Here is a 24,287-nt window from a genome sequence, read left to right as displayed (position 1 = left end):
GGTGGTTCGGAGCACCCTGGGAAACTGTGTAGACTTGGCGTCGCTGCTGGTCGCACCATGGTGTGCCCGGAGCGTGCCGCCTTAGCTCAGTTGGCCAGAGCAACGCACTCGTAATGCGTAGGTCTCGGGTTCGAATCCCGAAGGCGGCTCAATCAAACCCCAGGTCACATAGCCGGTGACCTGGGGTTTTTTCCATTTCTTGACCCAGCTACCGTCGGCGCGTCAGTCCAGAGGCCCCGCCAGACGGCTCCCGGTGGCCGACCGGTGGCCAAACGTGCAAATGGCGTGCAGCGGCGGTGGCCGGGGGTGTTGACGAGTGCGGGCAGGCGGCGGCCTGGTTGTTGTTCCATCCCTACAAGCAGCCTTCGTTCGGCATCGCCGCCTGGGAAGGCTTCGGTCAGGTCCATGGGCCTTAAGTCGTGTGCCGAGGAGGCGGGCGGCACGCTTCCGCGTAGCTGACGGGGATTCTCTTCGTGTTCAGCCGCGCGGACACCGGCCCCGCCTTCGACTGTGACGGCTACGGATGGGGCGCGAAGCGGAGCTGGGGCCCACGGAGGGCGATGTGCTGGTGGCTCATCCGTGGCCGTTCAGCCGGCGCCGATTGAGCCGCGCCCGAAGCGGAGCGTGCCTGGATTGGCTGTCCGGAGGGAGGGGAAGAGTCACGCTATGCGATCACTCGCAGTCCGCTGGGACTATTGAGTGACGTTCATCTCATGCCGGAGCCCCGGTCAGATATCCGCTGACCGGGGCTCCTCCACGCCTGAATCAGGCGGAACGTTCTTCCTTGGCCTCGTCGCTCTTGCGCGGAGGCGTCATCCTGGGCCGACGGGGAGAGGCCGTCGGCTTTTCGTCCTTCACCGCAGCCAAGGGCCTCCGGGCGTGCGGCACGAGCTGTACGACCTTCTCGGCGGCGTCGCGAGCGAGATCGTCCAGGACCGACTGGTAGATGTCCCGGGTGATCCGCGTGTCTGAGTGGCCGAGCGTTTCGGAGACCACCTTGATGTCGACTCCGGCGGCGAGCATCAGTGTCGCTGCGACGTGGCGAAGGTCGTGGAGCCGGATCGGAGGAAGGCCAGCGGCTTCGACCAGACGCTCGAAAAGGTCACTGACCTTGCCAGGGTGAAGAAGGGAGCCATCCTCCTGGGTGAAGACCCGACCGGTGTCCTGCCAGCCCTCGCCCCATGCCTCCCGCTCCCGTTGCTGACGAGCCTTGTGAGACAGGAGGTCCTGGTTTGTCTCCTCATCGAGTGCGATCAGGCGAATGCCGCTGTCGGTCTTCGGAGCGCCTTCGTGGACCTCCCAGCCGTCCTGCACGAGCTGGGTGGCGATGGTGAGCGAGCGCGCCTTGGCCGAGTGGTCTTCCCAGCGGACGCCGCAGCCTTCGCCGCGTCGTGTGCCCCGGAAGGCGATGAGTCGCCAGAGCACGTACAGCCGGTCCTGCTCGACGAAGTCGAGGAACGTCGCCGTCTGCTCGGGGGTCCAGACCATGACCGGCGAAGGCTTCTCGCCGGTCTCCTTCCAGCGTGCGATGCGCTCGTCGCTCCAGACGAGGGCCTTGGGCTTCGTGCCCGGCAGCAACTCGACGTGCGCCGCCGGGTTGAAGGCCGGCATCACCTGCTGGGCGATGGCGACGTTCAGCGCGGCGCGCAGAGTGTCCCGGATATGCGGCTGGGTGTTGAGGCCGGTGATCCGCCGGAACGGAGGCATCGCGTCGAGCTGAGCCCGCAGCCAATGGCGTCGAGTGCGGTTCTCGGCCCCCTTGTTCGGCGTGGCCTTGAGGTCGTCGCGCACTACGCGCCGCTGGGCGTTCTGTTCCTGGATCTCGATGTTGCGTTCATTGATCGCGTCGAACATCGAATCAATGTGGTGCACGCGGAGCTTGTCGAGGCGCAGGTGCCCGAGATGCGGCTTCAGGTGCACACGGATGTCGCACTCGTAGCGGGTCGCCCCACCGCGCCGCAGACGCTTGCGCCCCGCCAGCCAGGTGTCGAGCCACTCCGCCACGGTGACCTTGGAGTTCAGGGACTGCCCGGTCTTGAAGCGACGGCGGGTCTCGTCGTAGTCCGGGACCGGGTCCTTGTCCTTGACGCAGTTCTCCAGCAGGTCGCCGATCTGGGTCTTGCCCCAGGCGTCGTCTTCCTCGGGAATGGCCATGAGGGCACGGACCTTGTCCAGCTCCTCCTGGGCCTTGCTGGAGGTCTCGAAGCCGCCACGGCGGAACCGCCTGCGACGGCCGTCCTGAGCGGGTTCGAGTTCCTGGGTGGCGGTCCAGGTGCCATGCCGGCGCGAGGCTTTGAGCTTGGGGCAGGAAGCGCCGTAATCCTTCTTGGTCTTCGGGTCCGTGCAGCGGCACCGTCGTATGAGGTTGCCGTTCTTCACTCGCTGTCCTCCGAAGGGGTCAGTGTTTCGGGCTGGTCGACGAAGGCCAGCTCGTGGGGCAGAGACGGAGGGGCGAGGTCGCGGTCGCGCATCCGGCCACGGAACGTGCGCAGTTCCTGGCAGTCCTCGAACGCGTGCTCCTCGTAGCCCTCGGCGCGCTGCAGGAGGGTGGCTCTGCGGGCCCGGTCCAGGGTGGTGCTGGCCGCCCGCCGTCTCTCCCTGGCCAAGGAGTTGGAAGACATCGCGGCAGCCACCAGGTCACCGTGCTGCCGGAAGAGGTCGAGGATGCCCCGAGCGGAACCATCGGGAGCGGGCTCGGCCAACGGCGACTCGCCGGTGAACCATGCGACCGCATCCCAGGTGGAGACTTCGCGACCGGGGAGGACTTCGACCGTGGCTGAGGACCCGACCGGGAAAAGGAGAGTCACGGGCGGCGCACCCAGGACGTCAGCCAGCACGACGACCTCCGCGACGGTGATGCTCGTCTTACGCCCGGACTCCAGATTCTTCATCGAGTGCTCGGTGAACTCCGGCAAGCCGCGGTCGGCACAGCCCTGGGCGACCTCGGCCATGGTGAGGCCGGCGGCCTTGCGCGAGTCCCGCAACCGCCTGGCGATTCGACCGGTGAACGCTGTCGGCCATTGATCAGGTGTCATGGCGACACTTTAGGCAGTCAAAGGGCGCTGCTGCAACTACGTGATACACCTACGGCGTCAACATGACGCGAAATATTCCCAGGAGGGCACCGTGACGGCATCCAATTCGTCCCGCGAAGCACGAGGGCTGACGGGCGACGAGCTGCTTGCTCTCCCTGCCGTGATCGACCTCGACACCTCAAACCAAGCGCTGATGATCGGCCGATCAACGGGATACGGACTCGCTAAGCAGGGGGAGTACCCGGTCAAGGTGCTGCGTCTCGGCAACGCCTACCGGGTGGTGACGGCTGACTTGCTGAACTTGCTGGGCCTTGCGTACCCCCAAGCGAGTGGGCAGCGGAACGATGACAGGGGCGGCCACCACAGCCTCGTCGCCTAAAAGGTTCATCCGCAGGCCCGAAGGCAGCGGCTTTCGGAGCCCTCGGCTCAAGCCTGCCGAACACCGTTCACGAGCAGAGTGTCCGCGCTACGCGGCATGTCGATGGTCGCCGGCCGTCGCTCGACGCCGATCCGGGTGAACCCGGATGCGTACAGCACCTTCGTCCAGACCTGCTCCTGGAGGACCCAGCGGCGCATCGTGGTCGCTTCTCCGTCCGAGGTCTTCGCCGGGATGTCGGCGGGCATGACTTCGGGCTGCGCAGGTGCGCCGCCGAGGCGGGCGTATTGGCAGCAGCAGCAGCGCGGCGCCGGCTTGAATGACCCCGTACAGCGATTTCCGCTATTCGGGGCTCTCTCCCCACGGCTGAACGCTAGCCTCCAGCGCATGTCCCCCAGCCCAAGAAAACGATGCTTCGGCCCGGCGATAGTCCTGCTCGCGATGCTCGTCCTGCTGGTCGGCTGTTCCACTTCCAGCCCCCCACCCTCACTGACATCACCCACCGCCCCGTCGCCCAGGCCAACCGATCTGACTCAAGCCATGGGCAGGTATGCCGTGTCCTCGTGTGCCTTGCTCAGCGATCAGGAGCGCGCCGCGTATGGGATCGCGCTGCCCGGTAGGGAGATCGACCTGTCCGAGGGCCCTGCCGAGTCGTGCTACTGGCTGACTTCTACAGGCATCCAGATGGGCTGGATCCCGTACCCCCGTGACGCGGCGCGGAAGAGTAAGGCGGACGAGCCAGACGCTCGACGGATCAAGGTAGCGGGCTACGCCGCGGTCCAGACCGCCGACGAGGAATCCTGCTACCAGAACGTCACCATCGGTTCCGACAAGGACTTCATCGTCGTCGGTTCCACCACTTCCTTCAGCACTGTGATCAGCCAGACTCAACCCGACGCCCCCGAGGACCTGTGCGGGATCGCCACCTCATTCAGCAAGCTGATTGTCTCCAAGCTCCAGCAGTTCGACCTATCGCCCTGATCAGCGCGGGCCCTCTGCCCCTCCTGTTGGGGCCTGTTAAGCCTGTGGACGGCGGTCACGAGCAGTGTGTCCGCGCTGCGCGGCGCGTCGGTGGTCGACGGCAGCCTGTCGATGCTGATCCGGGTGAACCCGGTCTCGTCCAGCACCTTCGTCCAGACCTGTTCCTGGAGTACCCAGCGGCGCATCGTGGTCGCCTCCCCGCCAGGGGTTCTTGCCGGGACGTCGGCGGGCACGACGTCCGCTGCCGCAGGTGCGCCGCCGAGGTAGTGGGCGAGTGTGGAGAACACCAGCCGGCCGCCGGGCCGCAGTGCTGTGGCCACGGACGGCAGCAGCTCGTGCGGGTCGGTGAAGTCGACTGCGCCGAAGACGCTGTACAGCACGTCGTACGAGTCGGGTGCCGTCCGTGCATGCCTTACGGCATCGGACCCGATGATGCGCAGGCGCGGCGCGAGGTGGCCGAACAGGTCGGTGGCCATGGCGTACTGCGCGGGTGAGGCATCGACGGCATCAACTCGGGCGGGGGAATGATGGGTCGCGAGGTGGGCGGCCTGCCGGGCAGTGCCTGCGCCGAGGTCTCCGAGGACCTTGCCCGTCAGGTCGCCCAACAGCTCGGGGCCGGGGCCGCCGTCTTGACTCCAGATCCAGTGGAAGGTGTCGGGGACGGCGCGGTCTTGCTCGGCACGGGTGCGGCCGTAGTGGTGCCAGAGGTCTGAGGTGGTGGTCACCCGCGTCATCCTGGCGGGTGCCGCCCGCCGCCGGGCGAACTCTGGGGAATCTCACCCACGGGAGAGCCGGGCCCCAGGCCAGAGGAGGCGCGGGGCCCGGCTTAGCGCTCAGCCCAGCGTGAGTCAGTGCGAGTCGTTGCCGGGGTGGCAGGGACCGCAGTCGGCGGCGTCCGCCCACAACGGCAGGTCGATCTCCCAGCCGTCAGCCGCGATCAGATCCGCCGTCCGCAGCACGGACCCATCGTTCTTGAAGTCGACGTCCGGAACGTGGTGCAGGAAGTGTCCGCCGTTGAAGCGTTCGCACAGCGTGGCGTAGGCCACGGTGTCCAGGATGATCGTGTGGACACCGATGTCGACGATCTTGCTGGGTGCGAGTCCCAGCGCCTGGCCCCGGTGGTTCATCGCGGTCAGCAGGTAGGCGTAGCCCTGTCCGAGGACCCGGGTCGCCATAACCGAGTCGTAGGGGTAGTCGCGCATGAGGAGCCCGACCTGCTTGTCCCACAGGTCGGCCGGCACGACCTCCCGCGCAGAGCGGATCGGGCCGGTCGTCGGGTCGGTGACCAGAGGGGTTGCAACAGCCGTTGCCATGATGCCTCCGATGGACGAGGCCCCGCGGTCCGGGGCGCTGCACCCAGGACACCGCGCCGACCTGCCCAGCGGCGGCCAACCGCCCTGTCTTGCAAGGGCTTTGCACGTTGTGCAAGCGGTCTCGACGGGCCCGTCCGCCGACCGTACGGTGGGGGCCCCGGTCGTGCGGCGTGGGAGGGGACCTGTGCCTGTTGACCTTTGGACCACCCCTATGGCGCGCGAGTTAGCCGCGCAGCGGCGCCCCGGCGCGCTCATCCGTCTCGGCCGCGAACACCGCGCCTGGACTCTCGCCGCCCTCGGGGACCGGATCGGCTGCTCAGCCGCCACGGTGTCCCGGCTGGAGCGCCGCAACAGGGTGGTCGACCTGGCCTTGGTGCATCGCGCAGCACTGGAAGTCGGCGTCCCACGACACGTCTTGGTGCATTCCCTGGCGCCACCCGCCCCGACCGCGTCGGCGACCACTAGAGTGACGGCCAGTCCGCACGCCGAGGAGGACCCGATGCGCCGCCGCACGCTGATCACCGCCACAGCGGCTGCCGGACCAGCCGCCCTGCTGCTGGGGTTGGATGAAGCCCTGGCCGACACCCCCAGCCCCACCGGCGGCGGTTCACTCGACGCCCGGCTGGCTACCGCCCGCGAGTTGTACGACAAGGGCGCGCATGGGCGTCTCCTCACCGCACTGCCCGGCCTCATCGGTGATGGCCACTCCGCCGCGTCGTCGCGCCGGGAGCTCGATCAGGCCCGGCTCTCGTCCGTCTACAGCCTGACCGCCTCGGTGCTGAGCAAGCTCGGCTCGTACGAGCAGGCCCGGCTCACCGCGGACCGCGCCCGCACCTGGGCCGAGGTATCCGGCTCGCCTCTCGCGTCCGCAGCCGCAGCCCGAGAGCTGGCGATCGTGCTGCGCCACCAGGACCGCTCCGAGGAGGCCCAGCGCCTCATGAGAACGGCGGCCACCGGAGTGGAGGCCACGGGCCTGCGCACCGAAGCTTCCGCGTCCGCGTACGCACAGATGCTCTGCACCCTGGCGTACACCGCCGCCCGTGGAGGGCACCGGACGGACGCGTTGGCGATGACCGAAGAAGCCCGCCGTGCTGCCCGCCGACTGCCGCCATACGCCCCGGCCGGCCGACTGTTCCCCATCACCCCTGCCGCCGTTGACCTGTACGCCGTCGGCGTCCACTGGGCGCTCGGTGACGCCGGGGCCGCGCTGGAAGCAGGAAAAGACCTGCGCCCCGAGCACTTCCCCACGGCCGAACGAAAGGCACGGCTGGGCACCGACATGGCTCGGGCCTGGTGGGCCTGGCAGCGCCCCGCGCAGACCGCCCAGGCGCTACTGACCGCATACCGCTCCAGCCCGGGAGAAGTCCGAGACCGGCCTGCCATCCGCCTCATCGTTGCCGAACTGGCAGAGCGGCACCCACGCACCACCGGGGTCCGGGAGTTGCAGACCGCTGTATCACTGCGGTCCCTTTAACGGGCGCAGTCTGGGGACGCGCCCCGTGGTGCGCGTACGCTCGTTCGAGTACGAGACGGTAGATACCCCGCGCGGTGGCTTCGCGCGGGGCATCAATCGCTCAGTGTTGCGGGTCAGGCGACCGAGACGGTGAACGCCAGGCCGCTTCCTAGTTAGTGCTGTGCTCGGCTGAGCCGGAATCGACGTCGCCGGAGCGCATCAGCCCGACGAACGAGGTCCAGGCGGCGGCCGGCACGACGAGTGCGGGGCCGATCTTGTTCTTCGAGTCGCGGATACCGACGTGGTTCGTCAGATGGGCGATCTCGACGCAGGCACCTCCGGTGTCGTTGCTATACGAGGACTTGAACCAAGCGGACTCGAGGGCCACATCAGGGGCCGTGAATTTTGTATTGATGGCTACTTCCACTCTCGTGCTAGTTGTTGCAGGAACCCAGCCGTTCGGGCCGGGGGCAGGGCACTGTCGCGCATGGCGTCGAAGCGACGGACGTTCCGTTGCACTTCCTGGCGCTCGTCGGTGACGCTGATCGTGTTGGACATGTCGATCTGCACGACAGGGTCAAGGGTCTCGGAGAAGTCCAGCAAGATGAAGTTGCCTTCCGAGCGATACGTGACGACGTCGTGGGGCAAGATCTGGATCGTCACGTGGTCCAACTCCCCCAGCACAACGATCTCCTCGAACTGGGCAGCCATCACCTCGGGGCCGCCCACTATCCGACGGACCGCCGTCTCGTCCATGATGACCCGCAGTTCCAGCGGATCAACCGAGCGGGTGATCATCTCCTTCCGCTCCAACCGGAGTCGGACGTTCTGCTCGATGTACTCGCTCGTGGTCTCGTCGACAGGCTTGGCGATCTGGTACAGCGCTCTCGCATAGCTCTCCGTCTGGAAGAGACCGAAGACGAAGGCGGGTTGCCAAGCACGCATCACGGTGGCGTCCTGCTCCAGGCCACGGTAGGTCGGCATCTTCGATGGCATGTACGCCTTGTACGGCGTCCACGGCTCCTTGCTCAAGGACTCCCGATGCAACTGGAGCAAAGTCTCCCAGTCCTCCTTTGGGAGTTCAGGATCAAGGTGATGGATCAGGCTCTCCAGGTCACCCACACGCGGGAGGTCGTTCTCCCCGATCTCGACTCGCGCGAGCTTCGTGTGGGAGAAGCCGAGAGCCTTGGCCACCTCTTGAAGCGTCTCCCCCTTCTTGTCTCGGAGCTTTCGCAGCTCCTTGCCCAACTCCCTGCGTCGGAACGTCGCCCCGCGCTTAGGTGCCACTGAGTAATCCTTTCCCCATCCCTGTGGGTACCCAACACGCCCTGTGCCGGGTTCCGTGCGAGCCCTGCTCCTGAGTGTGCCAGCCACTGCACCCCCTTGAGCAACCCCTTGCCTGTGTGCGGGCATGTGCCAATTTCAAAGCAATGGCGATTGCCCTTGCACAGTAAATCGCACATGCAGCACGGTAGTTGAGCGCACAGATCGACATGCCCGTTCACGCAGATACGTGAGGGCGTGTGCCCTCGTAATCGTGTACGGGCCCGGCCTCCGGGGGCCAGAGCCCCAGGAGACCCGGGGGCCGGCCGCGCCAGCACCATCACCTCCCCTAAGAAGCCGAGGCCAGCAATGCGCCAGAGCACTGCCCGCAGGACCCAGAGTTGGATGGACCGGGAACGCGCGGACCACGCGCGCTTGTACCCCCATGAGGTCCGTATCGAAGTCGACCCGTACGGGCCCTTAGGGGCTGCGCGGCGCGAGAACCTGGACCGGGTCGTCGCGCAGGTCCGTGCCAGAGGCAGGAACCCGCGGGTATGCCTGTACGCGCCCTCCTTCGACGGGCAGGTGCCTCGGGCGTCCCTGGAGTCGGCGGCGAACTACGCGGAACGCCAGTCCTGGCAGGTGGGGCCGCAGCAGTTCTACACGGACCCCAGCGGTGCAACCGCCCCCCAGGACCGGCCGGGCTGGAGTCTTGTACGGCAGCAGGTCCGAGCCGGCTTCGCCGACGGTGTCGTGGTGATCACCGCTGACGTAGTCAGCCGCCAAGCCGCGCAGTACCGAGAAGAGCTTGACTGGTTCGAGGAGCACCACGGGTTCATTGCCCTGGTGGTCTCGGAGCCTGTCACGGGGCTGGCGTGAGCGCCGCGGCGCCCGGCACGGGGCGGGCACAGATGAGCCCTTCCAGCGCCGTCGAGCCGCCCTTTGGAGCGGCCCGGCCACAGGGGAGTTACGCCTTCGAGGTGGCCGTCGTTCCGGAGCCGCATCGCGTCGCCCAGTTGCGGCTGATCACCAAGACGTTCCTGCGGTACCGGGCCGTGCCCGCCCCACTGGCGCAGGACGTCGTGGTCGTCGTCTCCGAGCTGGTCACGAACTCGGTCGAGCATGGTCACGGAACGGTCAGCTTGCGAGTTCGGCACACGGGCGGAGAGCTCTTCGTCGAGACCACCGATGACAACCCGGCTCCCGCCCGGCTGCGCCCCCCTACTCCCGACGACGAGCGCGGTCGCGGCCTCTTCCTCGTTTCGTGTCTCTCGCAGAGCTGGGGTGTCAGCGACGACGGCCGAACGACCTGGGCCTCTTTCCACGCTTCCTCGGGGAGGCCGTGATGTGGGTGGTCGAGGAAGTCGCCGCTGCCGGACCCTCGGCAATGCCCGTCACTCCTGATGACGCGCTGAAACGCCAGGTGGCCTTCCACCTGACCCGCTCGCTCGTCGCTGAGGGTATCAGTGACGACCTGATCGCCACCCTCGAAGAGGTCTTGAGCGACCGGCCCGCCCCCTCGGCCCACACCCCGCTGCTCGACAAGCTGTTAGTCGGCTGCGGCTTGCCCCTCCGCCGACAGCGGCAGCCCGACGTCGCGCCGCTGAGCGATCAAGACGCGGCGCGGATCACCGACCGCTTCCGCCGGGCTACCCGCCTGCTCATGCAGGTCGTGCCGCACCGCGTCGCGATGTACCCCACCGAGGAGCTGCGCCTCCTGATCGCCCTGCGCGACGAAGAGGCACCATCCGGCGAGGCTCTGCCGTATTTGCGCCGGTACGCACTGGCGATTCTCGCCCTCCTCGAACTGATGGGAGACGACGAATGACATTCGCTCCCCTCACATACGTCGGGCTCCCTCCCCCCGGGGCCCGACCCGGGCCGCCTCCCCTGTGGGCCCGGACCTTCCCCCGGCGCTGGGGAGACATAGCTTCTCGCCTTCCCCCCAAGGAGTTGAAGCACCAGCGCCGGGGGAAACCCCGCCGACTCGCCCTAGCCCTTATCGGACCGCTCGCCCTTGAGGCCCTGCGCCGAGCCCGGCACCGACGGCGACCGTCATGCGAGAGCTGGCGGCTGCCGACGAACAGCGTTTCGCCGAGCAGTGCCACCAGTTCACCGGTACGCCTTGAGGAGTTGAACAGTGACGACGACGACCGACGCGACGAGGACCGCCCCGCACGCCGAGAGCCCGGGGCCCGAAGATGAACCGTCGTACGAACAGCTCCGTCAGGTGATGAGGGAGTTCGAGACGTCAACGCAGTCCTGCGCCGAGTTTGGCGACACGACTGAAGGCCGCGCGACTATTCGCCAGTTCGTGGTGCGGTGGTTGCCGCTGGCCGAGAGGCACCTCCGTGAAGCGGACGGTTCGCCCGCTGACCAGGCGCGCTGGCAGGAGCTCATCGCGGACGTGCAGGAAGTGGCTGACGACGCCACAGTCGGCACAGACATAGCGACCCTGGCCCAGAACGCCTGGGGCCTGCTGGACGCCCTAGCATTCACGGCAATTCCGGGACCCAGCGTCCAGGAAATCGCGGACGGGATTCGCGAGGCGATCGCTGACGGCACGTACCCTCGGGGGATTCTGCTGGCTGTCAGGCGAATCGCGACTGACTACCGTCCGCCGGCATCCATTCGCCGTGTACGCCTCGCGGCTCGCGACTTGGAGGCTGAAGGGCTGATCGCCCTCTCTCCCTCCGACCACATCCGTGTCGTCACACGTGAGGAGGCCACGGACCGACCTGAGCAGATCGCCGCGTGGCTGAGTGTGCTGATCCAGGCCGGGGTATACCCGCCGGGGTCAAAATTGCCGGTGCTGACGGACCTGTCTCGCGCGCTGCTCTCGCCCCCACCGTTCGTCTCCCGTGCACTGCACCTCTTGCACGAGACAGACGTCGTCACCCACCGCCATGGGATGCGCACAACCGTGCGAGTCACCCTGCCCTTCGACGCCGTAACCCCTCCTGACGTTCACAGCCTGCTCCCCATGCTGTGGAACGTGGCATTGCCTGACGTGGACCTCAGCCACACCGGCATCCGGGAGACCTGCCACCGGCCCCACACCTGGTGGCGCCGCCGCCTCACCCCACACCCCGATTCCCTGGAACACACCCTCCGGGCTCTCGCCGCCGCCGCCGAGTACCTGCTCCCGCTGGTCGCACAACTGCATCCGGACAACCCGGAGGTCCACGCCAGCCTGCGGCGCACCGCGGTCACCGCGCTCGCCATCCGCCCGCCGACCTCCGAGGGACAGGTATGGCGTGTCGCATGCCTGGGCGCCGCGGTACTGGAGGTCCTGCACCTCGCGGGTGATGCCGTGTGAATGCCGACCGATCACCCGACACGGAGGAGAGCGCCATGCTTGACGAACCACAGCGTCCCGACCTGGCCCAGGAGCTGATCAGGCGCGCGGCGGAGGCGGGTGAACGCTGGAGGTACCTGACCCGAGGACTGCTCTCCGCACAGGACATCGACCGGGGCCGCCTGACCGATCAGGCCAACGCCGGCCTCGTCCAGCGGATCATCACGGACCACGGCTGGCCGGGATGGAGCCTCGTCGGTGAAGACGGTGCAACAGCCGCATGGCAGATCACACTCCGCGCGGACCACCTCATTCAGTTCCAGCGACACGCCGCCCGACTGTTGAACCAAGCCGCCCGCTCGGAAGACGCGCACATGCTCCAGTGGGCGCACCTGCACGACCGCTGCCTCGTCCACTGCGGGGCCGGGCAGGAGTACGGCACGCAATACCGTCCCGGCCCCGCCGGTCCGGAGCGCCTGGCCGTGCATGACCCGCAGTCGCTCGACGAGCGCCGCGCAAGGGTGGGGCTCCCTCCAGCCGCTGTATCCCTGGAGGTCCTGCGCCGCCGCAGGGCGCAAGCGCCCCGCCTTGGCCTCGTCATCGAGATACCCGCCGACGAGCCGTCGGCCGAGCTGGTGAGCGCGGCGTGATAACCATCCGGCCCCGGCACAGCTCAAGCCCCCCACCGCCTGACGGGCAGCCGATGGCCCCCGCGGTTCCCGACGAGATCTTGGCGGACCTCGACACGGTACTCGCCTGGGACCTGACGAACCCCGCCCTCCCGCCCAAGGACGTCGCGCTGAACATGCTCGACGAGCTCGCCTCCCACGGCCGGATCATCGCCAGAGACCTCACCGCCCTGAGCCTGTCCCTTCTCTCGCATTCCGAGGCCGGGATCACGGCGCAGGCCACTCTCGGCGAAGCGTCCCGTCGGCTGAACCTCTCACCCCCGGCTGGCACGCCACGGGCAACCGCAGGCCGAGCCCAGAACGTAGCCCGCCTCTTGCGAGCGCTCCTCCGCGCAGTCGCCGCGGTCAGAGCAGAACAGGCGCAGATCGCGCGCCGGTAACCACAGCACCTCACACCGAAAGGCACCGCCAGATGAAGACCTCGCCCGGTCTCGCTGCTCTCGCTGTCATCGGAGCCGTCCACCTCGTACAGAAGGAGCGGCACCACCGGCAACAGAAGAACGTGGCCCTCGCCGGCTTGCAGGACCGCTGGCTGACCCTACTGACCACGAACCCCGACCTCGCGGCGCAGTGGAAGCCCAAGGGCATGAACGCCGACGAGTTCGTGACGCTGCTGAACGCCAACCAGCAGCTGTGTGCCCTCACTCTGCGATACCGGCTGGGCCTCATCAGCAAGGACCGGCTGCGCTTCGTCGCCAAGTGGCTGATGAACCGGGAAGCCGTCCGGCGGTACTGGGAAGAGTTCGGTTCCTTCCGTGAGGAGGAGACGCTGGGCGACAAGCGGGCCACGGACGTCAACGAGGTTATGGCAGACGCGTACGACGCCTTCATCCGCCGGGTGAAGCAGGCCGCAGGCATCTGATCCAGACGTCTGCCCGCGCGTCGATGTCGGCGCGCGGCATCGAGACCCGGGGCTTCCTCTCGGTTCCTTCGACCTCAGTGCCCGTGCGCTGCGGTACATGAAGTCAGCCCAGAGAGGAAGTGGCGCTTGACCGCGCCCCGGCCGCGCTCCGTGGAGACGTTGTGGCCGGCCCGCGCAACGCCCGCCCCGACCGGCGCTTGACGGCCCCGGACCGTGGTCGGGTGCACGACCCGGTGCAAGGCCTGGTCAAGGCCCGGTGCCGGATGACACGCGGGGAGGAGCAGCACCTTGTCTGCGGCCCCTCCCCGCGTACTGCCCCCACCCCGCAACACCCCGCCCGATCCCGCACCTACCGTCCATCTTTCCCTTGGAACGCCACATGGCCAGCAGCACCGCGCTTCTCCCCGCCGCCTCCCCGAGGGCCGCATCGGCGTGATCGTCTCCGGTGGAAACGTCGACTGGTCCCTCTACCGCAAGGTGCTGGACATCGCCATGGACCGACAAGAACGGGCCCGCCCGCAGCGCACGACGACCCGCCGGAACCTCGCAGGCCGCCGGCCGACAGCCCAGGCCGCCCCGTACGTGGCGCCGCGCCCAGAACACAACCGACCACCTCCGTCATCCACGCCCCGGTGAAAGACGAGGAGACAACCGCATGACCAGAGGAAATGACGTGTGGGGTAAGGCCCAGGGGCTGCCGGCGGACTACTGGACCCGCCCAGCCGTCTCGCGGATCGACAACTACCTGCTGGGCAGGTCGGACAACTACGTGCCTGACCGGGAGCTCGCCTCGAAACTCCTGCACGCGGCCCCGTGGCTGCCGCAGATGGTGAGGATCAACGGCGCTCACCGTCCGCGTACCGTCCACACGCTCGCCCGGGATCTCTCCATCAGCCAGTTCATCGACCTCGGTTGCGGCCTGCCTCCCCGCTGGATGGGAAAGGCCAAGGGCTACGACCCGGGGGCGCCCGTCTACGACGCCGCGCGCCTCATCCACAAGGCTCCCCGAGTCGTTTACGTCGACAACGACCCGGTCGTGGGCGGCTTCGCCCGCACGATGCTGGATGAGCACCCGACGACCGCAACCGTCGACGGTGACATCCGCGAGATCGACACACTGCTCGACCACCCCGAGATCACCGGCCTGGATCGCAGCAGGCGGATCGCCGTTCTCCTCCACGACCTGCTGCCGTGGATGACCGATGCCCAGGCTCACCGGGTGATGGCCGCTCTGCGGGAGTGGCTGCCGCCGGGCAGCGCCATCTCCCTCACCCACGCCACCACCGAATGGGCCCCCTCGGCGATGCAGGAACTCGTCGACCACTACGCCGAAGACGGCATCTTGTACCGGCCCCGCTCCGTCGACGAGATCACCGCCCTCCTCAGCCCCTGGAATTTGCTGTCACCGGGCATCGTCCCGACAGGTCAATGGCGGGGGCCTGGCGCTCAAGGTGAAGCCCACTGGGAGCACTCGCACGCCTACGCCGCAGTGATCAGCAACGGCGCCCAAGAGTCGACCTCGCCAACGAGTACGAACTAGGACCCCATGTCTACCTACCAGGACCTGCGCCTCCTACGCGCCCAACGGGCCCAGCACGAGGACTACAAGCCCCACACGCTGCTGGACATGCTTCTGGACCATGACGCCGCGCAGGTGGACCGGAGCGCAAGCCCGGACCGTTCGCGAGTCCAAGAGCAGATTCGCGCCCTGAGCGCCCCGGGGCCGCTGCTGGCACCGGAAGCGGCGTCCACGTCCCTCTCTCCTGCCTGACCGCAGACAGCGGCCGGACCGCAACTACGCGTGCACAACCTGCAAGCCGTGTGCATGACCTGACCGCCGATCGCCGATCGCAACGGCCAGGTGGTGCCCTCGTACCGGCCGTCCCAGAAATAGGAGGGCCCGGTGTACCACGTCGTGGAGGTCGGGCCCCCAACGCCTCATGGTCGAAGCTCCTCGCCTGATCACCGACCCGAGCTGAACACGGCACGCTTCATGGGCGCTTCCGCTCCCGCGGGCTGATGAAGAGCTGTCGCTCGCCTAACCACCGATCACCACCGGACTACGTATCTCAGTCGTCGCTGTTCGTCACGAGCACCACCCGACCTATTCAGGAGGAATCGTGCACAACCGCTCCGCCTTCGCCGAATTGAACGGTGCCACGGTCTTGGTGACCGGTGGCGCAGGGCTCATCGGCTCCCGAATCACGTCCCGGCTGAAGCAACTGGGTGCCCGCCCGATCGCCCTGTGCACCATGAGCGCCTACCCCGAGCGTGTCTACTCCGGCCTCTTCGGTGTCGACACCACTGACCCGGACACGGTGACCGGCGACATCCGAGACACCGCCCTGGTGCGGAGGCTCGCCGCGGAATCCGACTACGTCATCCACGCTGCCGCCCTCGCGGACGTTGCCGCGTGCACCCGGGAGCCGTCGGCCGCAATCGACGTCAACATTGCTGGCACACAGACGGTCCTCGACGCCGTGGCAGCGAGCAACCGAGTACGCCGCATGGTGTTCGTGTCCTCCGCCAGCGTCTACGGAGACGGCGAACCGCCGGAAACCCGCAACCCCGAATTGGCCGACTTCCGGGAACTTCTGGAGTCCGTGCACGGCCGGCTCCCCCGCCGGTTCGACGAGAGCGCCCCTTTGCGGCCGGTCTCGGTCTACGGCACCACGAAGGTGTGGGGCGAGCAGCAGACCAGCGTCGTGCTCGGCCAGGTCGGCATCTCCTATGCCATCGTCCGCTACTTCTCCGTCTACGGGGAACCCCAGACGATCAAACCCAACAGCCACTCCTGGGTGGTGGCGTGGTTCGCCGCCCGAGCCGCCCTCGGCCTGCCCCTCCACCTGAACGGCGGCGGCCAGCAGGTCCGCGACCTCACTCACGTCGATGACATCGCCGAAGGAACCCTTCGCGCACTGACCAGTCCGAGGGCTCACAACGAGACGATCAATATCGGCAGCGGCACGGCCACCAGCATCCGGGACGTCGCCGAACTCGTCCGGGGCCACTTCCCCAACGCCGAGTTCCTGGCGACACCTCTCCCGGCGGGTGATCCGCTCGGAGGGTACGCCTCGATCCGCCGCATGGAAGCCGTTCTCAGCTGGACACCGGCCGTGACAGTCGCGGAAGGGGTGGAGCGCTACGTGCAGTGGCTCCGCCGCACGCCGCAGGCCGCTCCCAGCTGGTTGACCGAGACCGCCCTCTTGTGAGCCCGATCCGCCTTCCGCAGTCCCGGCGCACGCGTGCCGGCGCGGCGCCCCTTGACGACCCGTTCCCACTACGAAAGCCGGACACGATGGAACCTCTCCCGCTCGGCACCTACGTCACCGCGCCCACCGACGAACAGCTCGCCGCCACACCGTACGGACGCCTGCACACGTACGACCTGGCCGACTTCCTCGCCCGGTGGCCGGACCTCCACCGCGAGGCCCTGAGTCTGCTCGGCGACCGCCGTATCCACCCGACCGCGTTCATTCACCCGCAGGCCATCGTGGGCGAGGACGTCATCGTCGGCCCGCACGCCAAGGTCTACGAGTTCTCCACCGTCCGGAAGGGCAGTGTGCTGTGCGCCGGGGCCTCCGTCGGCTTCAACTGCGAGGTCACCTCCGCGTTCGTCGGTGAGGGGGCGGTTCTGGGCCATCGCATCGGCATCAACCGGACGATCGTCGGCAACCGAGCGCACCTGTCGGCCGGGGTGACGGTAGCCGCCATCGCGGTCAGCGCCGACATGTCCGCGCCGGAGCGCGAGATCTGTCTGCGCACCAGAGGCGGTGCGTACCGGTGCGACACCGCGCAGTTCGGCGCGGTCATCGGCGACAGGGTGCAGACCGGCAACAACATCAGCCTCGGCCCCGGCGTCCTCGTCGGTCGGCACAGTCAGATCGACAGCGGCGTCACCCTCGCCATCCGCGCCGTCCCCGAGAACTCCGTCGTCACGGCCCCGCACACCGCACAGACGCGCATACGCAGCCGCAACGCGGGCGTGCAGGAAATGCTCCCGTGACCGCGCCCCACCGGGTTCCCGTCGCCGGGCCCGACGGACTGCCTCCCCTGCACTTGGTCATCGGCGCCGATCGTGCCGGCCAGGACTACAAGGACGCGCTCGCCGAGCACCTGCGGAAGCACCGCCTCGTCGCGTCCGTACTCGACATCGGCGTACACCTTCGCTCCGAAGGCGCGTATCCGCAGATCGCCGAGGAGGCTGCCCGGCGCGTCGCCGAGGCCACCGTCGACAGGGCCCTGCTCATCTGTCACACCGGCCTCGGGGTCGCCATCGCGGCGAACAAGGTTCCCGGCGTCCGCGCCGTCACCGCCCACGACTCCCTGTCCGTGCGGGCCTCCGTGCTCTCCAACAACGCCCAGGTCCTCACCTTTGGCGCTGGAATCATCGGCCTGGCCCTGGCCAAGCAGCTCGCCGAGGAGTGGCTGGCCCACCGCTTCGACCCGACCGCGTCCGCCGCCCGCAAGGTCCAGATGATCCACGACCTGGAGTGCACCGGCCGCATCCTCCCCCCGCCCGTTCCCTGACCCGTACGAGGAGAACGCCGATGCCAACCAACCGCAGCACCGTTCCCCGCACCACCGCAGCGTTGACGATCCCGTTCGAGCCGGCCCAGGGCGGCTGGTACACGGGAGCCGAGCACGACGCCATCCGCATGGTCGTCTTCGGTTCGGAGAGCTGGCGTACGGGCTGGCGCGGCGCCGAGTACGTCACCAGCTTCGAGGACGCCTTCGCCCGCTACACCGGGGCGAGTCACGCCCTGGCGTTCAACTCGGGCGGCACCGCTATGGAGATGGTGCTCCGAGCCCTGGAGCTGCAGCCGGGGGACGAGGTGATCTCCTGCGCGATCAACTTCGTCGGCCCGCACATCGCGGTCATCGGGCAGGGCGGCCGACTCGTCCTGGCCGAGCCGGACCCGGTCACCCTCAACCTCGACCTCGCCGACACCGAGCAGCGGATCGGCCCGCAGACGAGGGCGATCCTGGTCACCCACTGGAACGGCGCGAGCGCCGACATCGGCCGCTTCGTCGAACTGGCCGCCCGCCACCCGCACCCGGTGCACGGGCCGCCGGTCGTGATCGTGGATGCCGCCCGCGCCTGCGGCGGCCGGACCCCGTCCGGAGCACGCGTCGGGTCCGAGGGCTGGGCGACGGTGTTCTCCTTCGAGTCCAAGAAGCTGATGACCACCTTCGGCCAGGGCGGCATGGTCACCACCGACGACCACGTCCTGGCCGAGCGGCTGCGCGGGCTGCAGACGTACGGCGGACGGGCGGGCTGGGGTACCAACCAGCTGCTGACCAAGGCCCAGGCCGCGGTCGGGCTGATCCAGCTCGCGCGCCTGGACGAGATGAACGCCGCCCGGGTCACCCGGGCTCACGAGCGTACGGCGGCCCTCGCCGACATTCCCGAGCTGACCCTGCCTCCGACGCTCGACAAGGGCCTGCACCTCTACTACCGGCACAACCTTCTGGTCCCCGAAGCGTGGGCGGGCCGGGGCCGCGACGAGCTGATGGACGTGCTCGCCGACCGGTACGGGGTCGGCAGCATCGTCTCCGACCCCGTCACCTACCTCGGCCACGACCTCATCCGCGCCCACACCGCCAGCCAGCGCTGCCCGCGCGCCGAGCAGCTCGCCGCCCGCCTGCTGTGCCCCTGCCTCCATCCGCAGATGACCGAGGACGAGGAGGCCCAGGTCCACGACGCCGTCCGCCGGGCCACCACCGACGTCGCCCAGCTCCAGCCCGCCACCACCACCGCCAAGGAGAACGGCTGATGTCCCAGCTCCGAGCCGAAATCGACGGCATCCGCGACCGGGAGATCCACCTGGTCGACCCGTACGAACCCAAGGACCCCGGCGGACTGCTGCGGATGGTCTTCATGATCCCGTACGGCCACGCCTTCAGCCTGATGGGCAACGGTCCCATGGGCCTGCACGACCTCATCAACCGTACGAAGGACGTCCCCGCCGTCGCCGAGCGCGCCCTGCACTACGAGTGCCTGGTCCGCGAGGGGAACCACGTGACCACGCCGGAAGGGGAGGTCTACCGCAGCATCGAGTCGCCCTTACCCGTCGGCACGGCGGACGTGATCGGCGTCTCCGTCATCAACTCCGGCAGCCTGCACTCCGTCTTCCAGCAGCTCGACCTCGCCGGAGTACCCCGCCGCAGCGCCGACCGGATCCCCGGCGAGCACCCACTCGTCGTCGGCGGCAACTCCGGCCTCGCCGACCCCGAGCCCATGGCCGACTACCTCGACGTCATCGCCCTCGGCGAAGCCGAAGAATCCCTGCTCGAACTGCTGCGCGTCGTCCACGCCCACCGCGAGGAGCCCGGAAGCGGCGTCAGCCTGTACGAGAAGCTGGCCCGCATCCCCGGCCTGTACGTACCGTCGCTGTACACCTGCGAGTACCTGCCCGGCGGCGGCGTCGCCGCGGTCACCCCGAAGAAGCTGACCGTTCCCACGAAGGCCAGCCCCGCCTACCTCCCCGTACGGGAGCTGCACCCCGCCCACTTCGTCTACCCCAAGAGCGACGGCACCGCCGCCGGCATCCACCCCACCCTCGGCTGCCGGCACTCCTGCGACTTCTGCAACCTCGGCGTCCCCCCGTTCCGCCACGCACCCATCGGCATGCTCAAGGACTACATCGACCGGCTCGAAGCGCAGAAGATCCGGCGGATCATCATCAGCTCGCCCACGTTCACCCAGTACCGACACCGCCGCGAACTCCTGGACCACATCAGCGCTTACGCCCGCCGGGCGGCAGCCGAAGGGGAGACGGTCACCACCATCATCGGCTCCATCCGGGCGGACGAACTCACCGCGGACTACCTGGAGTCGGTCACCGAACTCGAAGAGTTCGGGCACCTGTTCACCGAGCTGAACCTGGACCAGGCCCGGGGCATCATCACCATCGCCCCCGAGTGGGCCTCCCCGGACCTCGTCGCGATGTACGGCAAGACCCAGCGCCGCGAACGCGTCGACAACGCCATCGAACTGTGCCGCAAGAGCAAGGACGTCAACACCGTCATGCTCTATTTCATCGTTGGCGCGCCCGGCGAGCGCGACGCGGACCGCCTCGCCATCGCCGACTACGCCCAGGACGTCCTGGACCGGCTCGGGCACCCCGACGGCACGGTGATCGTCAAGCTCCACCAGTTCATGCCCAAGCCCGGCACCGCCAGCCAGCGCCTGCGGATGAGCGACCCCGACCTCGTCCACACCTACACCGCCCAGATCGAGGACCGCCTGCGCGACCTCGTCGGCGATGAGAAGCTCGAACAGCACTTCCGGGTCCTCGACCTCGGCGCCAGCCACATGCACCTCGAAGTCATCTGCTCGCGAGGCGACCGCCGGATCGGGCTGGTCCTGGAAGACCTCTACGACGCGAACATCGACCTGCACACGGTGACCAAGGACCAGCTCGTCGAGGCCCTCGCCCGGCGCGGCCTGTCGTACGACCGCCACCTGCGGCACATGGATGAGCCCGTCCTGCCCTGGCACACCCTCAACCACGTCAACACCACCGCCGAGCAGCAACTGGCCACCGCCCTCTACGAGCGCGAGAGCACCCTCGGGTGAACGGCTTCCCCCTCCACCCGGGCAAGCACGCCCTTCCCGCCGTACCCGACCCGGCCGAGCACGCCGCGTACGTCCGGACCACCGACCCTGATGCGGACCTCTCCACGTTCGACGGAGTGGTCCTCCTCTACCAGGGGCGAATCCTGGGGCACGCTCTGCGTACGTACCGCACCCGCCCTCGCCCGGGGTGGGTGCGCGGCGGCCTGCACCTGGTCGAGGGCCAGGGCCGCAGATTTGCCCTGTGCGGCGGCTTCGGCCTCGGCGCCCCGGCTGCCGGCCTCGTCGTCGAGCAGCTGGCCGCGCTCGGCACCCAGCGGATCATCACCGTCGGCACCGCCGCTTCCCTCCAGCGCGACCTCCGCCCCGGCTCCCTCGTCGTGGCTAGGAGCGCGCTGCGCGACGAAGGGCTCTCCCACCACTACCTGCCACCTGGCCGGACGGCCTCACCATCGCCCGCCCTCACCCAGTACCTGGCCGAAGCGCTGGCCCCGTACGACCTACCGGTCACGCGGGGCCCGATCTGGACCACGGACGCCCCGTACCGCGAGACGACGGCAGAAGTCACCCGGTATGGAGCCGAAGGCATCCTCGCCGCCGACATGGAAGCCGCCGCGGTCTTCGCCGTGGGCCACTGCCGTACGGTCGCCGTCTCCACCGTCCTCGCCATCGCGGACTCCCTCGTCGACCGCCGCCCGCGCCAGCACTCGCCGGACACCGAACACGCACTCCACACGGCGCTTGCCGCAGCGGCGCAAGCGCTCCACACCTCGACGGCGTCACCGCCGCCCCTCGGCGAACACTAGGGTTGAACTCCTCGTGAACAGAAGCAGAAGGGCATCCTTGTGAGCACCGGCGCCTCGCGTCCCACGGTCGGCGCGGTCGTCCTGACCATGAACGACCGGCCCGAGGAGTTCCCCCGGGCCATGGCCTCGCTCCTCGCGCAGGAAGGCATCGACCTCGACGTCGTCGTGGTCGGCAACGGTTGCGAACCTGAGCAGATCCCCACAGGCGTCCGCACGGTCACGTTGCCCGAGAACGTCGGCATCCCCGAAGGCCGCAACGTAGGGGCCGACAACGTCAAGGGCGATTACCTCTTCTTCTTCGACAACGACGCCCACCTGCCCGACACCGACACCCTCGCCCGGCTCATCGCCGAACTTCACCGCGACCCCCAGCTCGCGTACGTACAGCCGCGCATCAGCGATCCGGTGACCGGTGAGACCCTCCGCCGCTGGGTACCCCGCCTCCGAGCCTCGGACCCCACCCGGCCCGGCATCGTCACCGTCATGGCCGAGGGCGTCGTCATGGTCCGCCGCGACGCCTACGACCGAGCCGGCGGCTGGCCCGGTGACTTCTTCCTCTTCCACGAAGGCGTCGAACTGGCCTGGCGGCTGTGGAACCTGGGCTGCACCGGCCGGTACGTCCCCGACATCGTCGTCCACCACCCCGCCACCAACCCGGCCCGGCACGAGACCTTCTACCGGCTCAACGCCCGCAACCGCGTCTGGGTTGCCCGCCGCAACCTGCCCCGCCTCCTCGTCCCCTTCAACCTCGCCACCTGGAGCCTGATCACCCTGTGGCGCATCCGCGACCGGCGAGCCCTCCGCGTCACGCTCGCCGGCTTCCGCGAAGGGCTCGCCGGCGGACAGGGCCCGAGGCAGCCCATGTCCTGGCGAACCGTGCTCCGGCTCACGACGGCCGGGCGACCGCCTGTCTTCTGACGCTCTCGAATCACCACGGTCGGGTAGTCGCGCTTGCCGCAAAAATCGAACAAATGGCCTAATGGGTGTATGGCACCTCTCCCCTTCCCTCGTGACCTGGTACTCCTTCAAGCGAACTGGGAGCGGACGTACGCCGAGCTGATCGACGGGCAACGGGCTCCCCTGGGGTGGGCGGCCAGGTCGAGGCTGCGATACCTCTCGGCCCGCCTGGCGGCACACCCCTACTGGGTGGCGCGATCCGGGCGGATGACCGGCTGGGCTGACCTGCGTCGACAGGCGCGAAGGTTCATAGAGGCGGAAGAAGCGTGAGCCTCCGTGGACCCTCCGCAGTCGAGACCGTGGGACGGCCGCCGCGCACCTTCGCGCTCGCGAGCCTCCACTCGGCGAAGTTTGCGACTGTTAACGGACGGATCGGCGGTGTTCGGCGGAACGCCGGGCGGTGAGCTGATCGTCTGACGCTTCCTCCCGGGCCGCCCATCGAGGTCAAGAAGCTGGCTGGATCACGTCCGTTCGAGCGGTTGGCCCGGTTAACGCCTTATGTCTGATAGTGGAGCTATCCGCGTGTGACCACTTGGGAGATTTGCGTTATTTGTAACCGACCGCATGTCGGGTTTTGGTGTGACGTATCTCGGATTGACAACGGGGTGGCCGATCGGCCCCTGGGGGCGCACCCTCGGCGGTGACAGGTGAAAGCGCACGTCAGAGGGTTGATCAGCATGCCCTCATGGGCTTTTTATGCAGTTTGTCGCGAAGTGCGAATGCGTTCGCTGAACCGACCGCTGCTGAGTTTTCGGTCAATCTCTGCTTAACCTTTCGCGTACTGTCCAAGAAGTTCCCGAAGCCTCGGCGCGGCGAGTGGCGAATGCGTTGCTCATTCGCTAGAGCGACATGAGGCGTCGATGCGGTTTAGGCCCCTGCTGGGCCGCGACGGTGTCGCGCTGGATGCAGCCGAAGGGCAACTCCGCTCGCCGGGCCAACGCGGAGGGGACTGAGAGTCAGCGGCGCGGTCGCGCCTAGCTCGGGGGGAGCTAACCGGTAGAAGGGATTTGTCATGTGGTCTGGGAAGATCCTTCGGACTGAGCCCACGGGGCCGACCCGGGGCGGAGAGCCCCGAAGAGGACCGGGCCGCCGTCGGGCGGTGGAAAAGGACCTGCATCGCTTCCTACGTCGGGAACTTCGAGACCTCGGTGTTCATCCGCCGCTGGACGTGGAGGAGCTGTGCAAGGCGCTCAGCCGTCGGCGTGGTCGGCCCCTCTACCTGCGGGAAGCACCGATGCCGAAGCCAGGACCGACGGGGATGTGGGTCGAGTACGACGACTACGACGTGATCTTGTACCAGCAGGAGACGACCCGCCTGCATCAAGATCACATCAAGCTCCACGAGATAGGACACATCCTCGTGGCGGAGGCCGAGGACGCCGAGCAGGCGCCGGCCGAAGCGGCGGAGCAGACCCCCGCGCTCGATCCCGAAGAAGAGTCGGCCGTACTCGTGGAGGGCTGGGCCGCCATGCTCCCGGTATTCGACCCCAAGACGATCAAGCGCGTCGCGCGCCGGTGCACGTACGACGACGGCGAGGAGTGCTCCGTCGAACTCGCGGCGACGATCGTCCTGGAGTGGGCGTCAGTGCTGGACGACTCGACGCCCCTCTCGGAGGACCCGTCTCTGCGGCGTGTGCAGTCGGCCCTCGGAGACCGGCGAGGATGGCTGTAACCC

Annotated in this window: 25 protein-coding genes, 1 tRNA gene and 2 pseudogenes; 21 read left to right on the top strand and 7 right to left on the bottom strand. The window is 68.2% G+C overall.

All coding sequences use genetic code 11. The features are described from left to right. The first annotated feature begins 75 nt into the window (after positions 1-75). A tRNA-Thr gene (locus SACTE_RS14820) sits at positions 76-149 on the top strand. Positions 150-765: 616 nt separating this feature from the next. Here the strand turns inward: SACTE_RS14820 and SACTE_RS14815 are convergent. Then, entirely contained in the window at positions 766-2,379 is a 1,614-nt protein-coding gene (locus SACTE_RS14815; protein ID WP_014046841.1) for a tyrosine-type recombinase/integrase, read from the bottom strand. After that, a complete protein-coding gene (locus SACTE_RS14810) occupies positions 2,376-3,035 on the bottom strand; it encodes a helix-turn-helix transcriptional regulator (RefSeq protein ID WP_014046840.1) in 660 nt (219 codons plus the stop codon). The genes SACTE_RS14815 and SACTE_RS14810 overlap by 4 nt, the downstream gene beginning before the upstream one ends. A gap of 91 nt (positions 3,036-3,126) precedes the next feature. Between SACTE_RS14810 and SACTE_RS14805 the strand changes: the two genes are divergently transcribed. Then, entirely contained in the window at positions 3,127-3,414 is a 288-nt protein-coding gene (locus SACTE_RS14805) for a hypothetical protein (protein ID WP_014046839.1), read from the top strand. 47 nt (positions 3,415-3,461) lie between these two features. Here the strand turns inward: SACTE_RS14805 and SACTE_RS34265 are convergent. Beyond that, positions 3,462-3,689, bottom strand: a pseudogene (locus SACTE_RS34265) (SAM-dependent methyltransferase); the annotation flags it as partial. 109 nt (positions 3,690-3,798) lie between these two features. On the opposite strand from SACTE_RS34265, the gene SACTE_RS33225 reads away from it, so the two are divergent. Further along, positions 3,799-4,392: a DUF3558 family protein gene (locus SACTE_RS33225; protein ID WP_157839231.1), complete on the top strand. Its 594-nt coding sequence runs from the start codon at positions 3,799-3,801 to the stop codon at positions 4,390-4,392. Positions 4,393-4,442: 50 nt separating this feature from the next. Here SACTE_RS33225 and SACTE_RS14795 read toward each other — a convergent pair. Then, a pseudogene (locus tag SACTE_RS14795) lies at positions 4,443-5,117 on the bottom strand (class I SAM-dependent methyltransferase); the annotation flags it as partial. A 123-nt stretch (positions 5,118-5,240) separates the two neighbouring features. After that, positions 5,241-5,705, bottom strand: a complete 465-nt coding sequence (locus SACTE_RS14790; protein ID WP_014046835.1) for a hypothetical protein — start codon at positions 5,703-5,705, stop codon at positions 5,241-5,243. Between the two features lie 211 nt (positions 5,706-5,916). Between SACTE_RS14790 and SACTE_RS14785 the strand changes: the two genes are divergently transcribed. Next, on the top strand, positions 5,917-7,179 hold the full coding sequence (locus SACTE_RS14785) for a helix-turn-helix transcriptional regulator (protein WP_014046834.1): 1,263 nt from the start codon (positions 5,917-5,919) through the stop codon (positions 7,177-7,179). A gap of 148 nt (positions 7,180-7,327) precedes the next feature. On the opposite strand, the gene SACTE_RS14780 is transcribed toward SACTE_RS14785, so the two are convergent. Together SACTE_RS14780 and SACTE_RS14775 are read right to left on the bottom strand one after the other, a co-directional pair. Beyond that, the gene (locus SACTE_RS14780) at positions 7,328-7,546 is read right to left on the bottom strand and encodes a DUF397 domain-containing protein (RefSeq protein WP_014046833.1); all 219 of its coding nucleotides are present in this window, start codon (positions 7,544-7,546) and stop codon (positions 7,328-7,330) included. Between the two features lie 29 nt (positions 7,547-7,575). Further along, a complete protein-coding gene (locus SACTE_RS14775; RefSeq protein ID WP_014046832.1) occupies positions 7,576-8,445 on the bottom strand; it encodes a helix-turn-helix transcriptional regulator in 870 nt (289 codons plus the stop codon). 345 nt (positions 8,446-8,790) lie between these two features. Between SACTE_RS14775 and SACTE_RS14770 the strand changes: the two genes are divergently transcribed. From SACTE_RS14770 to SACTE_RS14690, 17 genes are all read left to right on the top strand, one after another. Then, entirely contained in the window at positions 8,791-9,300 is a 510-nt protein-coding gene (locus SACTE_RS14770; protein ID WP_014046831.1) for a recombinase family protein, read from the top strand. Between the two features lie 32 nt (positions 9,301-9,332). Continuing rightward, on the top strand, positions 9,333-9,767 hold the full coding sequence (locus SACTE_RS14765) for an ATP-binding protein (protein ID WP_014046830.1): 435 nt from the start codon (positions 9,333-9,335) through the stop codon (positions 9,765-9,767). Continuing rightward, the gene (locus SACTE_RS14760; RefSeq protein WP_014046829.1) at positions 9,767-10,249 is read left to right on the top strand and encodes a hypothetical protein; all 483 of its coding nucleotides are present in this window, start codon (positions 9,767-9,769) and stop codon (positions 10,247-10,249) included. The genes SACTE_RS14765 and SACTE_RS14760 overlap by 1 nt, the downstream gene beginning before the upstream one ends. Before the next feature lie 312 nt (positions 10,250-10,561). Next, on the top strand, positions 10,562-11,740 hold the full coding sequence (locus SACTE_RS14755; protein ID WP_014046828.1) for a GntR family transcriptional regulator: 1,179 nt from the start codon (positions 10,562-10,564) through the stop codon (positions 11,738-11,740). A 35-nt stretch (positions 11,741-11,775) separates the two neighbouring features. Beyond that, the gene (locus SACTE_RS14750) at positions 11,776-12,369 is read left to right on the top strand and encodes a DUF6624 domain-containing protein (RefSeq protein ID WP_014046827.1); all 594 of its coding nucleotides are present in this window, start codon (positions 11,776-11,778) and stop codon (positions 12,367-12,369) included. Between the two features lie 53 nt (positions 12,370-12,422). Further along, positions 12,423-12,788 (top strand): DUF6415 family natural product biosynthesis protein, encoded by a 366-nt coding sequence (locus tag SACTE_RS14745; RefSeq protein ID WP_014046826.1) that lies wholly within the window; start codon positions 12,423-12,425, stop codon positions 12,786-12,788. 32 nt (positions 12,789-12,820) lie between these two features. Continuing rightward, positions 12,821-13,270: a DUF6082 family protein gene (locus tag SACTE_RS14740; RefSeq protein WP_014046825.1), complete on the top strand. Its 450-nt coding sequence runs from the start codon at positions 12,821-12,823 to the stop codon at positions 13,268-13,270. Between the two features lie 655 nt (positions 13,271-13,925). Next, complete coding sequence (locus SACTE_RS14735; RefSeq protein WP_014046824.1) at positions 13,926-14,810, top strand: SAM-dependent methyltransferase; 885 nt, start codon at positions 13,926-13,928, stop codon at positions 14,808-14,810. Positions 14,811-14,816: 6 nt separating this feature from the next. After that, complete coding sequence (locus tag SACTE_RS14730) at positions 14,817-15,041, top strand: hypothetical protein (RefSeq protein WP_014046823.1); 225 nt, start codon at positions 14,817-14,819, stop codon at positions 15,039-15,041. 349 nt (positions 15,042-15,390) lie between these two features. Further along, a complete protein-coding gene (locus tag SACTE_RS14725; protein WP_014046822.1) occupies positions 15,391-16,482 on the top strand; it encodes an NAD-dependent epimerase/dehydratase family protein in 1,092 nt (363 codons plus the stop codon). An 86-nt stretch (positions 16,483-16,568) separates the two neighbouring features. Beyond that, positions 16,569-17,276, top strand: coding sequence for a transferase (locus SACTE_RS14720; RefSeq protein WP_014046821.1), 708 nt, complete (start codon positions 16,569-16,571; stop codon positions 17,274-17,276). Beyond that, positions 17,273-17,800, top strand: coding sequence for an RpiB/LacA/LacB family sugar-phosphate isomerase (locus SACTE_RS14715; protein ID WP_014046820.1), 528 nt, complete (start codon positions 17,273-17,275; stop codon positions 17,798-17,800). Before SACTE_RS14720 ends, SACTE_RS14715 begins: the two co-directional genes overlap by 4 nt. Before the next feature lie 20 nt (positions 17,801-17,820). Next, entirely contained in the window at positions 17,821-19,047 is a 1,227-nt protein-coding gene (locus tag SACTE_RS14710) for a DegT/DnrJ/EryC1/StrS family aminotransferase (protein WP_014046819.1), read from the top strand. Beyond that, positions 19,047-20,852: a radical SAM protein gene (locus tag SACTE_RS14705; RefSeq protein ID WP_014046818.1), complete on the top strand. Its 1,806-nt coding sequence runs from the start codon at positions 19,047-19,049 to the stop codon at positions 20,850-20,852. Before SACTE_RS14710 ends, SACTE_RS14705 begins: the two co-directional genes overlap by 1 nt. Next, complete coding sequence (locus SACTE_RS14700; protein ID WP_014046817.1) at positions 20,849-21,655, top strand: nucleoside phosphorylase; 807 nt, start codon at positions 20,849-20,851, stop codon at positions 21,653-21,655. The genes SACTE_RS14705 and SACTE_RS14700 overlap by 4 nt, the downstream gene beginning before the upstream one ends. A gap of 39 nt (positions 21,656-21,694) precedes the next feature. Then, complete coding sequence (locus SACTE_RS14695) at positions 21,695-22,573, top strand: glycosyltransferase family 2 protein (RefSeq protein WP_014046816.1); 879 nt, start codon at positions 21,695-21,697, stop codon at positions 22,571-22,573. A gap of 1,273 nt (positions 22,574-23,846) precedes the next feature. After that, a complete protein-coding gene (locus SACTE_RS14690; protein ID WP_226995161.1) occupies positions 23,847-24,284 on the top strand; it encodes a hypothetical protein in 438 nt (145 codons plus the stop codon). Positions 24,285-24,287 lie beyond the last annotated feature (3 nt).

This window comes from Streptomyces sp. SirexAA-E (assembly GCF_000177195.2).
Classification (GTDB): Bacteria; Actinomycetota; Actinomycetes; order Streptomycetales; family Streptomycetaceae; genus Streptomyces; species Streptomyces flavovirens.
This window is presented reverse-complemented; position numbering and strand designations above follow the sequence as displayed.